This is a genomic window from Thiocystis violascens DSM 198, assembly GCF_000227745.2.
Classification (GTDB): domain Bacteria; phylum Pseudomonadota; class Gammaproteobacteria; order Chromatiales; family Chromatiaceae; genus Chromatium; species Chromatium violascens.
The window spans coordinates 3,122,203-3,134,937 of record NC_018012.1 but is presented as its reverse complement, the minus strand read 5'-3'; the positions used below and the strand labels follow the sequence as shown (position 1 = coordinate 3,134,937).

The 12,735-nt window shown below is 56.8% G+C and carries 10 protein-coding genes and 1 pseudogene; 3 read left to right on the top strand and 8 right to left on the bottom strand.

Features of this window, described 5'->3' with window-relative positions; translation table 11 throughout:
* The first annotated feature begins 28 nt into the window (after window positions 1-28).
* A complete protein-coding gene (locus THIVI_RS13835; RefSeq protein ID WP_014779195.1) occupies window positions 29-643 on the top strand; it encodes a hypothetical protein in 615 nt (204 codons plus the stop codon).
* On the opposite strand, the gene THIVI_RS13830 is transcribed toward THIVI_RS13835, so the two are convergent.
* The 8 genes and pseudogenes from THIVI_RS13830 to THIVI_RS13800 all read right to left on the bottom strand — a co-directional run bounded on the left by THIVI_RS13830 (window position 640) and on the right by THIVI_RS13800 (window position 9,806).
* Window positions 640-1,935: a citrate synthase gene (locus THIVI_RS13830; RefSeq protein ID WP_014779194.1), complete on the bottom strand. Its 1,296-nt coding sequence runs from the start codon at window positions 1,933-1,935 to the stop codon at window positions 640-642. The two genes, THIVI_RS13835 and THIVI_RS13830, sit on opposite strands and share 4 nt — an antisense overlap.
* 183 nt (window positions 1,936-2,118) lie before the next feature.
* A pseudogene (locus tag THIVI_RS13825) lies at window positions 2,119-2,484 on the bottom strand (malate dehydrogenase); the annotation flags it as partial.
* Window positions 2,390-2,620 (bottom strand): lactate/malate family dehydrogenase, encoded by a 231-nt coding sequence (locus THIVI_RS26330; RefSeq protein ID WP_425358599.1) that lies wholly within the window; start codon window positions 2,618-2,620, stop codon window positions 2,390-2,392. The pseudogene THIVI_RS13825 and the gene THIVI_RS26330, both read right to left, overlap by 95 nt.
* Before the next feature lie 374 nt (window positions 2,621-2,994).
* Window positions 2,995-3,195 (bottom strand): 50S ribosomal protein L31, encoded by a 201-nt coding sequence (gene rpmE, locus THIVI_RS13820; RefSeq protein ID WP_041447608.1) that lies wholly within the window; start codon window positions 3,193-3,195, stop codon window positions 2,995-2,997.
* 194 nt (window positions 3,196-3,389) lie between these two features.
* Window positions 3,390-4,604: a radical SAM family heme chaperone HemW gene (hemW, locus tag THIVI_RS13815; RefSeq protein WP_014779192.1), complete on the bottom strand. Its 1,215-nt coding sequence runs from the start codon at window positions 4,602-4,604 to the stop codon at window positions 3,390-3,392.
* A gap of 18 nt (window positions 4,605-4,622) precedes the next feature.
* On the bottom strand, window positions 4,623-5,837 hold the full coding sequence (gene rpsA, locus THIVI_RS13810) for a 30S ribosomal protein S1 (RefSeq protein ID WP_014779191.1): 1,215 nt from the start codon (window positions 5,835-5,837) through the stop codon (window positions 4,623-4,625).
* Between the two features lie 83 nt (window positions 5,838-5,920).
* Window positions 5,921-8,092, bottom strand: coding sequence for a DNA helicase II (gene uvrD, locus THIVI_RS13805; RefSeq protein ID WP_014779190.1), 2,172 nt, complete (start codon window positions 8,090-8,092; stop codon window positions 5,921-5,923).
* A 604-nt stretch (window positions 8,093-8,696) separates the two neighbouring features.
* Window positions 8,697-9,806 carry an IS5 family transposase gene (locus tag THIVI_RS13800; protein ID WP_041447215.1) on the bottom strand — a complete coding sequence of 370 codons (1,110 nt, stop codon included), beginning with the start codon at window positions 9,804-9,806 and terminating at the stop codon, window positions 8,697-8,699.
* 264 nt (window positions 9,807-10,070) lie between these two features.
* On the opposite strand from THIVI_RS13800, the gene dnaA reads away from it, so the two are divergent.
* Both dnaA and dnaN read left to right on the top strand, forming a co-directional pair.
* Complete coding sequence (gene dnaA, locus THIVI_RS23785) at window positions 10,071-11,408, top strand: chromosomal replication initiator protein DnaA (RefSeq protein ID WP_014779189.1); 1,338 nt, start codon at window positions 10,071-10,073, stop codon at window positions 11,406-11,408.
* A gap of 76 nt (window positions 11,409-11,484) precedes the next feature.
* Window positions 11,485-12,585, top strand: coding sequence for a DNA polymerase III subunit beta (gene dnaN, locus THIVI_RS13790; RefSeq protein ID WP_014779188.1), 1,101 nt, complete (start codon window positions 11,485-11,487; stop codon window positions 12,583-12,585).
* Window positions 12,586-12,735 lie beyond the last annotated feature (150 nt).

Genomic DNA, 12,735 nt, shown 5'->3' with positions numbered 1-12,735 from the left:
ACGACGGTACCTCATGGGAGGAAAATCGATGTCTGCACGAACGCGAACCAGTTCACTCAAAGAGCGCCTGGCCTATGAGGCCGCTCGCATCATGGTCGAGCAGGGGCTGTCCGATTACGATCGGGCAAAACGCAAAGCAGCGGAGCGAATGGGAACTCCCAACCGACGCCAGTGGCCATCCAACGAGGCGGTGCAGGAGGCGGTGCTGACCCACCGCCGACTCTTTCTCGGTCACGTCCATGAACGGGACTGTCTGGATCTGCGCGAGAATGCCCTAGAGGCCATGAAAACCTTTCAGGGCTTCCGACCGCGGCTGATCGGACCCGCGCTCAGTGGCGCGGGCGATCGGCAGACCGGCGTCGAACTGCTGCTGTTCTCCGAACGCCCCGAGGATGTGCTGTTTGCCCTGATGGAACATGGAATTCCCTGGCAGGACGCCGAACGCGATTTCCGCTATCCCGACGGTCAGCGCCAATCGCATCCGCTGTTCCGCTTCATGGCCGGCGAGATGCCCGTGAAATTGATCGTGCTGCCCATGCGAGCCCTGCGCAATCCGCCGCTCGACCCGGTCACTGAACAGCCGCTACGCGGTGCCGATCCCGAGGAAGTGCGGCGTTTGCTCGCGGATGCCAATCCCGCCTAACGCCGCGAGATCGGTAAATAATCGCGTTGGCTCGGTCCGCAATAGATTTGCCGGGGCCGACCGATGCGATTATTCGAATCCGACATCATTTCCATCCAGTGAGAGACCCAGCCAACGGTACGCGCGATGGCGAACATGACCGTGAACATGTTGCGCGGAATCCCGAGCGCCTGATAGATGATGCCGGAATAGAAGTCGACATTCGGATACAGCTTGCGCTCGACGAAATACTCGTCGTTGAGCGCGATATCCTCCAGTTTCATCGCCAGATCGAACAGCGGATTATTCGCCTCGGCGAGTTCTTCCAACACCTGATGACAGACCTCGCGGATGATCTTGGCGCGCGGGTCGTAGTTCTTGTAGACGCGATGGCCAAATCCCATCAGACGGAAAGGATCGTCCTTGTCCTTCGCCTTCTCGATATAGCGCGGGACGTTATCCACGCTCCCGATTTCCAGCAGCATATCGAGCACGGCCTCGTTGGCGCCGCCATGCGCCGGCCCCCAGAGCGAGGCAATGCCCGCCGCGAGACAGGCGAAGGGATTGGCTCCGGAACTGCCCGCCAGACGCACGGTCGAGGTACTGGCGTTCTGTTCGTGATCAGCGTGCAGGATGAACAGGAGATTCAGCGCCTTCTCGGCGACCAGACGCGGTTTATAGTCCTCGCAGGGGGTGGCGAACATCATGTGCAGGAAGTTTGCGCAGAAACGCAGATCGTTGCGCGGATACATGATGGGTTCGCCGATGCTGTGTTTGTAGGCGGCTGCGGCAATGGTGGGAAGCTTCGCGATCAGACGATGGGCCGAAATTTCGCGGTCGTGGTATTCGTTGACACTCAGTGAATCATGATAAAAAGCGGACAGCGAGCCGACCACCCCGATCAGGATCGACATGGGATGGGCATCGTAATGGAACCCGTCGAGAAAGTTCTTCAGGTTCTCATTGAGCATGGTGTGACGGCTGACCAGCTTCTCGAAACCAACCAGGGCTTTCTCGTTGGGCAATTCGCCATAGAGCAGCAGATAGACGACCTCCAGAAAACTCGCCTTGGTCGCCAGTTGTTCGATCGGATAGCCGCGATACAGCAAAACGCCCTTTTCGCCGTCAATAAAGGTGATCGCACTGTGGCAACTTGCCGTGGACATAAATCCAGGGTCAAAGGTGAAAATGCCAGCTTCTTTGTAGAGCGATGAAATGTCAGCCGCGGAAGGTCCAATGGTCCCTTGTTTCAGGGGGAACTCGAAGCTCTCCCCGGTGGCGTTATTGGTAATGGTGATGGTTTCGTTCGCCATAAGCTCGCTCCTGGCCATGCCGCCTGGGGTGCCATCACCTTCAAGGCGGTTCGTGTTGGGTTTCGAGAATGGACGCGCCGACTGATGCCTTCGCGTGACAGTCTTGTCACAAGCGCTTCAAATCCCGCTCTCCTTCGGAAAGGGATAAAGCATTTTACGTGCCTTGACCGAGTTGCGCGCCGCTTACCTTACACCATCGCGTTCACGGAGATCGCCCAAGCGCTCGATTTCTGCCCTCACGGAACCGGCAGAGCGCAGGAAATCAGCCCGTTCACGCGGATTCAAGTCAAGTTCGATGATCGATTCGATGCCTTTTTCTCCCAGAATACATGGAACACCCATGGCAATATCGGTTTCGCCGTATTCGCCCTCAAGCAGGGCAACACAGGGAAGCAGTCTCCGTCGATGATTGACAATAGCGTCAACCATGGCGGCCACTGCGGCGCCAGGGGCGTCATAGGCACTGGAATTCTTCCGCAGGGCGAGGATTTCTGTCCCACCCTTGCGGGTACGCTCGACGATTGCATCGAAATGGCGCTGTCTGAAGAATATCGAGCGCGACACCTTCTGGCACATCCTCGCGTACATCGAAAAGTGCGATTTCGCGACAGAATTCTTCCTCCGCCAAAATTTGCGCGGTGGTTTCGCCGACACGTCCGGCGCCGATAATGGCGATTTTTTTCACGTCGTTCCCGCTCCGGTCAGAGATGGATGAGATCCATGCGGTCTCCGGGGTTTCAACATCGATACGGCAGCGCGAGAACCCGGCCGGCTCAACCCGACGACCAAGGATGCTCGCGCTACGTGGAATAAGTACGAGGCGAGGGTATCAAGGAAAGGTTGCCGACCGCCATCGTTCGACCTTATCGACTCGCCGATCGACCGAACACGCAATAACCTAAAGAGATCGCAACACGGGGGGCCGAATGACGATGGGGGTTCTCAAGAGCACCGTTATCACGGCTTGAGACCGAGGATGTCTCGTGAAGCCATGGGAGGGTTGCGCGCGGAGCGTTCGTCGGTGGAAGCACCGAGTACGATATCTCCGCGCGGGAGATTTCAGCGCGAATACTTCCGACGGAACTTATCGACGCGCCCGGCAGTATCCAGGACTTTCTGCTTACCGGTATAAAAGGGATGGCAGGCGGAGCAAACCTCCACATGCATGTCTTTCCCCTTGGTGGAGCGCGTCATAAATTCATTGCCGCAGCTGCATACCACCTTGACATCGGTGTATTCCGGGTGGATTCCTTCTTTCATGATGACCTTTTTGCCCAGCTTGGGCTTTAGAATTCTAGGAAAACGGGCGAGGTTACCATCGAGGTTGCCAAGCTGCAACTTGACGACCGCGTCCCGAGCAAAAAACACGTTTTCAGCCGATGCCATGCCTTAGTCGAAAACGACAGGGCTGGGCGCTGCCGGCAGTTTAGGCGAAAAACGCATGCTGGCGGAACTTATCCCGCATCGGCTTGAGAGTCGTGGAACAGAAATCGACTCACCAGATCGTCGAGGAAATCGCGGCCCAATGGCGTCGGCCGAATCCAGTTCGCGCTCAAAATCAGCAACCCGTCTGCCGCCGCTCGCCCCAAAAGATCCGCGATGAGTGCGATCGGCCGCCCCGTGGTCTGGCCGAACAAACCAAGCTCGAAGCCTTGGGTGAGTCGCATCGCGTTCAAGGCAAACTCGCACACACAGTCTTGTTCGGTCAACTCAAACAGACTTCCGGCCAGTAACTCGGAAGGCGCCTCAAGATAGGTTTGCGGGTGAGGATTCTTGACGGATCGCCGGATACGCCAGCCAGCGCTCTCCTCGGTCGATACCGTGAGTTTACCATGAGCGCCGGCGCCGATCCCGAGATAGTCGCCAAAGCGCCAGTAGTTGAGATTATGCCGGCATTGCCGCTGGGCGCGGGCATACGCTGACACCTCGTATTGACGGTATCCCGAGAGGGACAACCGTTCCAGCCCCTGGGCGGCCAAATCCGCCGCCAGATCGCCATCGGGAAGGGCGGGCGGATGGGCAAAAAAATCGGTACCCGACTCCAGCGTCAGCTGATAGTAGGAGACATGCTCCGGTGCGAGTTCGATCAGCGCATCCAGGTCGGCCGCAGCGTTGTGCAGGGTCTGGTCGGGCAAGGCAAACATCAGGTCCAGGTTGAGATTCTCGAAACCGGCGGCCCGCGCCGCCGCAACCGCAGCCCGCGCATCGGCGGCACGGTGGATCCGACCCAGTCGTGCCAACTGGCGATCCGAAAGACTTTGCACGCCGATCGACAGGCGATTCACGCCCGCCGCGCGATAGGCATCGAATCGGTGCGCATCCGCTGCCCCTGGATTGGCCTCCAGGGTAATCTCGATCTCGGGAGCCAGTCGCGTGCGTGCACGGATGCCATCCAATAACGTCCGAATCGCGGGACCGGGAAAGAGACTCGGCGTCCCGCCGCCGATGAAAATGGACGAGAGCGGACGCCGCGCCGCCGGCGCGCGGAGTTCCATGTCCAAATCGGCCAGCAGTTGGGCGACATAGCGATCGAAGGGCGGCGACCGATCGGCGGCGTGCGAATTGAAATCGCAATAGGGACACTTGCGGACACACCAGGGGGTGTGGATGTAGAGCGCGAGCGGTGGCGGCTCGATGGCGCCCATGATTCCTGGCGCGTCTTCCCGCATCCAGTACGTCCGAACCGCTCAGCGACCTTTGTTCATGCTTGCCTTCAGAAGTTCGCCAAAACTGCCCAGGGGGTTTTCGGGTGCCTTGGCCGACGTCTGGGTCGCAGCGAAGGTACGCGCATCGGGGCTCTCGTCGGCCTGACGCTTCTCGTCCAGCGAAAGACTGATCCGGCGACGCTCAAGATCCACCCCCAACACGGTCGCCTCGACTTGGTCGCCCGGATTGACGACCTCGCTCGGATGATTGATGCGCCGACCGGCGCCCAATTCGCTGATATGCACCAATCCGTCGATGCCAGGGGCTAGCTCGACGAAAACGCCGAAGGGCTGAAGGCGCGACACCGTGCCGCTGACACGCGTCCCCACCGGAAAGCTGTCGAGCGCGTCCTGCCAGGGATCGCGACCGAGGGCGCGAATCGAGAGCGCGATCTTCTCGCGCTTGTTTTTCTCGCCCGGCGGATCGATCCGTAGCACGCTCACCTCGACCTGCTGACCAACCTGCAACACCTCCTTCGGGTGCTTGACATGACCGAAGGCGAGCTGGCTGATATGGATCATGCCCTCCAGACCGCCGATGTCGACGAAGGCGCCATAGTCCTTGAGCGACGTCACCGTACCGGTCAGAACGGCGCCTTCCGCGAGTTGGGCACGGGTCTGCTCGGCCTGGAGACGTTGCTCTTCTTCCAGAATGGCGCGGCGCGAAACCACCAGATTGGGCCGGCGACCGCCCTCGAATTTCGTAATCCTGAAATCGAAACGTTGGCCGACGAACTCGGACAGATCTTCGATAAAGCGGATATCGATCTGCGAGGCCGGACAGAAGGCCCGGATCCCGGCCACCTGGACCTCGACCCCGCCCTTCACGGCGGCGCTCACCTGACCCTGCACCGGCAAGCCCTGGCGGTAGGCGTGTTCCACCTCGTCGACGCCATGATAACGATGGCCCTGCTGGCTGCCGAGCAGCAGCATGCCGCTGTCCTCGTCCTTGCCGGTCACCAGGGTTTCGATGGTCTCGCCAACGGCATGCTTGAGTTGCCCCTCGGCATCTTTCAGGACCGCGATTTCCAGGCGTCCCTCGGACTTGGCGCCCAAGTCGACAAAGGCATAGTCCTCGCCGATCGCCACCAGAGTGCCGCTCACCCGGTCGCCGATGGCGGGTTCGCCCTTCTGGGTTTGCGGGTGAGCTTGATCGAATTGTTTGAGCAGATCTTCGAAGTTTTCAGTGTCGGACATGATAGGCGGGTGCCGCAGGGTTGTGGTGATCCGATCTATTGTAGGGCGGATTGGCCGGTTACCCCAGCCCGATTCGACCGCGTCTATCCCGCAGACTCCAAACGCGCATAGGCCAGCACCAGCCATTTCGGGCCGACATCCCGAAAATTGACCTGGATACGGGCATTGGTCCCGCTGCCCTCCTGGTGCAGGATCACGCCCTCGCCGAACTTGGGATGCCGAACCCGCTGACCGAGTTGAAAACCGCCGGCGACCGGCATCCCGGCCTGACCCCGCATCGGGGCTGTCGCGGCCGGGCGACGTGCGACGCCGCCGCCACGCACCTCTTCCACCAGATCGGGCGGAATCTCGCGCAGAAAACGCGACGGTGCGGGATAGTCCTCGCGTCCGTAGAGACGGCGGCTCTCGGCATGGGTGACGAACAACTGCTGCATGGCGCGGGTCATGCCGACGTAGCAGAGGCGCCGTTCTTCTTCGAGCCGGGCCGGATCCTCGGCCGACAGACTGTGCGGGAACAGACCTTCCTCGACGCCCACCAAAAAAACGATCGGGAACTCCAGACCCTTGGCGCTGTGCAGGGTCATGAGTTGCACAGCATCCTCCGCGCGGTCGGCCTGGGTCTCGCCGGCTTCCAGCGCGGCATGGGCGAGGAAGGCGCCAAGCGCATCGCCCGATTCGTCGTCCAGTTCGTGCTCGAATCGCGTGACCGTTTCCACCAACTGTTCCAGATTTTCGATCCGATCCTGGCCCTTGCCGTCTTTGTTTTTCTGGTAGAACGCGGGGAGTTCGGTGACATCGATCAGATGTCTGGCGAGACCGGCCAATGTCCGGCCGTCGTTGTTTCCGGTCTGCACCTGGATCAGTTCGATAAATTTGCGCAGCGCACCGCTCGCTCTCGGTCCCAGCGCGTCGGTGGCGGTCAGATCCAGCGCGGCCCGCCAGAGCGAGACGCGGGATTCGCGCGCCTGCTGACGCAACAGATCGAGTGTGCGCTCGCCGATACCCCGCGTCGGCGTATTGACCACGCGCTCGAAGGCTGCGTCATCGTCCGGATTGGCCACGAGACGCAGATAGGCGAGCGCGTCGCGAATTTCGGCACGCTCGAAAAAGCGCAGTCCGCCATAGACGCGATAGGGGATTCCGGCCTGGATCAGCGATTCCTCGAACAGCCGCGATTGGGCCGTGGTGCGGTAGAGGATCGCGCACTCGTCGCGCCGATAGCCATCGGTCTCGACGAAACGGCGGATGCGCTCGATCACGAAGCGCGCCTCGTCGACCTCGTTGAAGGCGGTATAGCGACGAATGGGCTCGCCTGCGCTGTCCTCGGTCCAGAGATTTTTGCCAAGACGGGTCGGATTGTGATCGATCAGGGCGTTGGCCGCGGCGAGAATGTTGCCGGTTGAGCGATAATTCTGCTCCAGCCGAACCGTGCGGGTATTGGGATAGTCGCGCTGAAACGACTGGATATTTTCGACCTTCGCGCCACGCCAGCCATAGATGGACTGATCGTCGTCGCCCACCGCGAAGAGATTGTCGTTGCGCCCCGCGAGCAGTCGCAGCCAGGCATATTGAATGGCGTTGGTATCCTGAAACTCGTCGACCAGAATGTGACGGAAACGTTCCTGATAGTGGTGCAGGATGTCCGGTCGTTCGCGCAGCAGTTCGAGCGCCGAGAGCAGCAGATCCGCGAAATCCAGTAGACCGCCGCGGGTACGCAACGACTCGTACTCACGATAGACGCCGATCATTTTGTCCAGGAAAAAATCGCCACCCGCATCCAGATGTTGGGGCCGCAGACCTTCGTCCTTCTGTTTGTTGATGAAACCCTGTACCTGACGCGGCGGCCAGCGTGCTTCGTCAAGCTGCATTGCCTTCAGAATACGTTTGACCAACCGGAACTGATCGTCCGCGTCCAGAATCTGGAAGTGCTGGGGCAGTTTGGCATCCTGCCAGTGAGCGCGCAGAAAGCGATGGGCAAGACCATGAAAGGTTCCGACCCACATGCCGCCGACCGGTTCTCCGAGCATTTCCTCGATGCGCCCACGCATCTCCCGCGCAGCTTTGTTGGTGAAGGTCACCGCTAGCACCGCCCAAGGCGGTACCTGCTCGACCTGAATCAACCAGGCGATGCGATGCACCAGCACGCGGGTCTTGCCGGAACCTGCGCCAGCCAGGATCAGCAGATTTCCGGCTTTGGCGGAAACCGCCTCGCGTTGGGCTGCATTGAGTGAGTCGAGCAGAAGGGATACATCCATCAAGGCATTTTACCCGTGATCGACGGATCGCGGGATAAAACTCCCGACAGACGAGAGATTTGAGCGTTTCGGTCGGGTTTTTATAAAAAATGATGTATACAAATAATTATAATAATAAGGGTTGTGGATAAACTGATTTTTTATTTAAATTAATTTAAAAACAAACGGTTGAATAAGATAAAAGAAGTGCATGGATGCTGGCTAAAGCGATGGATAATCTGTGTGTAACATCGCTCGGCGCATTTTTGCACAGATTATTCACAAATCGCTCCAGTGGTTTTGACCAGGTTTTTATTTATTGATTATTAATCAATAACTTGTGTTTTTGGGCGATTAATCCAGGGCCTGGCGCAGTCGCTGGGGCGATGATCGACGCAAGCGGTGCTTGATGCGATGACTTTAAGAATGGCTTGAAAGCGGCGTAGCCTTTTCCGTTGGGCGGGTGGATCCTGCCCGGTGGGATCGGTCTGAGCTCGGCCGTGTGCTCAAACCCGTGGTCAAGGCCGAGATCCGCACGGGGGCTGGCGAGACAAAATTAGGCAAGCCGCATGACAGCAGAGTGGCCTGTATCACTTTTGGTCGCACTCAGAGGGTGTAGACAAAATCAAACCGTTGTGGTCAACCGCCGCAGCAGGATGCGCGCCTCCGCCAGCCAAACCCAGGTTTCGGAGACCGCTGGCAGACGGTCATGATGCATGATCAATCGACGGGCACGCTCATTCCACGCATGGGTGCGCTCGACAACCCAGCGCTTCGGCAGCGGAACGAAGCCGTCGGCGTTGGCGATCACCACTCGGTCAGGCGCCCCGTCCACGTGCCAGGAGCCAACGCTTTTGTTGGCTGGATGGCGCACGACTTCCACGCGGATCGCGTGGGTCTGCTCGGTGGTTTGGGCAAATTGACCGGCGTAGGCGCTATCGACAAACAGCGTGTTGATCTGGGGGTACTTGGCGGCCGCGTCAGCGACGGCGCCCGAGGCGGCATCGCGGTCCTGAAGATTGGCCGCGACCACGCTCACCGCCAACACGAACCCCAAGGTATCGACCACCAGGCTGCGCTTGCGCCCCTTGACCTGCTTGCCCGCATCAAAGCCGCTCGGTCCACCCTGCGGCGAGCCGCGGGTCGATTGCGCATCCAGCACCGCCGCCGTCGGCGCGATCTCACGCCCCTCGCGTTCGCGCCATTGCCCCCGCAGTCGATCATGCATCTGCTCAAACTTCCCAGCCGCACTCCAACGGCGAAACGTCTTGTAGACATTCTGCCAAGGCGCGAAATCGTGCGGCAGCATCCGCCACGCGCACCCCGTGCGCACCACGTAGCAACACGCCTCCAGGATGCTCCGGCGCGACACGCGGGGCGGTTGACCCCGCCCGCCCGGCATCTCAAAGAGAGCGGCGACCAAGTCCCACTCCGCATCGGTCAGACAACTTGGGTAGCTTTGGTCGGGGTCGTGGCGACGATGCGCATCCGTATACCCATACCGACGCGGCGTTGCGCGCGCTTGCGCCTCGAGACCACTCTCGCCCCGGAGGCGCGTGACGCCCGCCTCCCGCAAGGACTTGCGAATCGTTGCTTCATGAGCCTCGATTCCCGTCCGTGCCGCGAGTTCCCGGGCAATCTCTGACAGCGTGGAGGTCGGGCGATCCGTGACAATTTGACGCAATACCGCTTGCTCCGCCTCGTGAATCTTGGGGGGACGACCAGCTTTCGACATCAGCGCACACCAGCTCAGTTGTAGACTGGTATACAAATAGCAGCTCAATTATTTTTGTCTACACCCTCTAAGCGAAACGTCAGAATTTCGCTTGTGGATAAGTCTGTTAGACGACGCTAGACTATCTAAAATCGATGGTCTTTGAAAATCTCCGCCTACTCGGCCTGGTGACCGCAGGCACTCGGGGTGTCAGCGGTCGACATGAAAACCGCATAAAAAATAGACGAAAAAAGCCGCAATTTAACATCTTAGTCAGGAGATACCATGGATTTATGGGAGCAGTGTGTCAGGCAACTGAAGGGCGAATTAACATCGGCGGAATTCAACACTTGGATTTTACCTCTCCAGGCACGCGTCGACGGACTTCAGTTACAACTATACGCTCCCAATCGATTTGTGTTGGATTGGGCGCAGAATCATTATGAAAAAAGACTACTCGAACTTTGTACTCTTTTTAGTGAAGGGTCTGTTCCTCAGATTACATTCGAAGTGGGAGGTGTTGAACACCGCGTCAATAACCAGACTGATCGAGACCAAAACTTTATTTCAGCCGTCGTTCCTGAGCTTGCGCAAAGGCGTTCAAATGCCCATCTTAATCCGGATTTCACGTTTGAGACTTTTGTAGAGGGGAAATCGAATCAACTTGCTCGTGCTGCCTCGATGCAGATCGGCCAGAATCCTGGCACGGCTTATAACCCTTTATTTATCTATGGTGGAGTTGGACTCGGCAAGACACATTTAATGCATGCCGTTGGGAACATCATACTGTCATCGAATCCGACTGCTCGGGTCGTTTACTTACACTCCGAAAGATTTGTCGCCGAGATGATTAAGGCGCTCCAGCATAATAAAATTGATGATTTCAAGAAAACCTATCGCTCGGTCAATGCGCTTCTCATTGATGACGTTCAGTTTTTTGCGGGCAAGGAGCGCTCCCAGGAAGAATTTTTTCACACCTTCAACGCACTTTTTGACTCACGCCAACAAATTATCCTCACGAGTGATCGTTTTCCGAAAGAGGTTGTTGGGCTGGAGGAGCGCTTGAAATCACGTTTTGGTTGGGGACTGACAGTATCAATCGAACCACCGGATCTGGAGACAAGCGTTGCTATCCTTCATTGCAAGGCGACCCAGTGGGGCGTGGAACTCCCCGATGATGTGGCTTTTTTTGTAGGTCGTCGAATCCGATCGAATATTCGAGAATTAGAGGGGGCGTTACGTCGTTTAGTCGCAAATGCCGAATTTACTGGCAAGGCGATCAACCTGGAATTTGCCAAGCATGCACTTCGAGACATGCTGGCAGCTCAGGACAAACAGGTCAGTGTTGAGAATATTCAAAAAACAGTTGCAGAGTATTTCAAGCTTCGTACGTCCGACATGCTTTCGCCAAAACGGAGCCGATCACTCGCGCGACCGAGACAAATCGCCATGACATTAGCAAAAGAACTGACTAAGCACAGCCTGCCAGAAATTGGCAATGCATTCGGCGGTCGTGATCATACTACCGTTCTACATGCTACTCGAAAAATAAAAAGCTTAAGGGAAAGCGAAGCGGGGGTAGACGAAGATTACAAGAATCTGTTAAGAATACTTAACTCATAGTTTTTTAAGTAACGCCAATCGTAATATTATAGAAAATTACGATTGGCGAACTATTTTGCCATTTATGGAGAGTTCGATGGAATTTGTCGTTAACCGAGAAATACTTTTACCCGCTCTCGTCAAGGTGACCGGCGTTGTCGAGCGGCGCCAAACTTTGCCAATTCTGAGCAATCTGCATTTGTTCGCTGAAAGTGGCCGAGTGACAATGACTGGATCTGATTTAGAGGTTGAAGTTAAAACTGATTTTGCAGTTGAAACCCAGCATACGGGCGATGCCACCATACCTGCTAGAAAATTAATCGACATTTGTCGGAGCCTGGGTGATGGCGCAGAAATTCGGTTCCGTATTGGGGATGATCGATGCGTAATCACCTCGGGACGCGGACGTTTTTCTTTGGGCGTATTGCCTGCGGCTGATTTTCCGTTTATGGAGCCTGTCAACGATGGTTTTCAGTTCACCATCAGTGAGTCCATATTAAAACGATTGCTGGAAAAGACATCGTTCGCAATGGCGCAACAGGATGTACGCTATTACTTAAATGGACTACTTATCGAATTTAATGCCACTTCATTAACGGCAGTTGCGACCGATGGCCATAGGCTCGCAAAATATCGTAGCAAGGTAGCTATAGGTATCAGCGAACCCCGTCAAGTGATCATACCGAGCAAAACCATCCTGGAGCTTCGGCGGCAACTGAGTAGTTCCGAGGAGGATGCAACGATGAGCTTAGGAGAAAAAAGTTTCCACATCTCCTTTGGAAATATGGCTATGACGTCAAAAATAGTTGACGGTCGCTACCCTGAGTATGAACGAGTCATACCCCGCGAACTTCAAAAATCGGCATTATTGAAAAAAGATGAACTGAAGCGCTCGTTATCCCGAACGGCGATCTTATCAAACGAAAAATATCGTGGTGTTCGACTCACATTCTTGCAAGACACACTCAAACTTCTCGCACATAATCCAGAGCAGGAAGAAGCCGAAGAGGAAATCGAACTCCTTTATACCGACGAGTCGACATCGATCGGTTTTAATGTCTCCTATCTTATGGACGTTTTAGGTGCCATCGACGAAAGCGATGTCCATATCCAATTCCAGGATGGGAACAGCAGCTCAGTCTGGCGCGGCAAAGACGCTGAAGATGAAACTTTTGTTGTTATGCCCATGCGAATTTAAATCGGCGTTGGTTCATAAAGAAACAGAAGGGCAGGATTTACTTTTCCCCATTTTTCAACCCCTAGATCAAACGCGATAAGCGCCATCCCCATTGCTCGTAGCGCTTCGCGAACCCGCTGGCTCCCCCCACCCGACGCGACCTCGGTTGAG

Bases quoted from the DNA above. Each gene is read 5' to 3' on its own strand.
- dnaN (WP_014779188.1), top strand. From the start codon at position 11,485: ATGGAATTTGTCGTTAACCGAGAAATACTTTTACCCGCTCTCGTCAAG.
- THIVI_RS13800 (WP_041447215.1), bottom strand. From the start codon at position 9,806: ATGTCGAAAGCTGGTCGTCCCCCCAAGATTCACGAGGCGGAGCAAGCG.
- rpsA (WP_014779191.1), bottom strand. From the start codon at position 5,837: ATGTCCGACACTGAAAACTTCGAAGATCTGCTCAAACAATTCGATCAA.
- THIVI_RS13835 (WP_014779195.1), top strand. From the start codon at position 29: ATGTCTGCACGAACGCGAACCAGTTCACTCAAAGAGCGCCTGGCCTAT.
- hemW (WP_014779192.1), bottom strand. From the start codon at position 4,604: ATGCGGGAAGACGCGCCAGGAATCATGGGCGCCATCGAGCCGCCACCG.
- rpmE (WP_041447608.1), bottom strand. From the start codon at position 3,195: ATGAAAGAAGGAATCCACCCGGAATACACCGATGTCAAGGTGGTATGC.
- dnaA (WP_014779189.1), top strand. From the start codon at position 10,071: ATGGATTTATGGGAGCAGTGTGTCAGGCAACTGAAGGGCGAATTAACA.
- THIVI_RS13830 (WP_014779194.1), bottom strand. From the start codon at position 1,935: ATGGCGAACGAAACCATCACCATTACCAATAACGCCACCGGGGAGAGC.
- uvrD (WP_014779190.1), bottom strand. From the start codon at position 8,092: ATGGATGTATCCCTTCTGCTCGACTCACTCAATGCAGCCCAACGCGAG.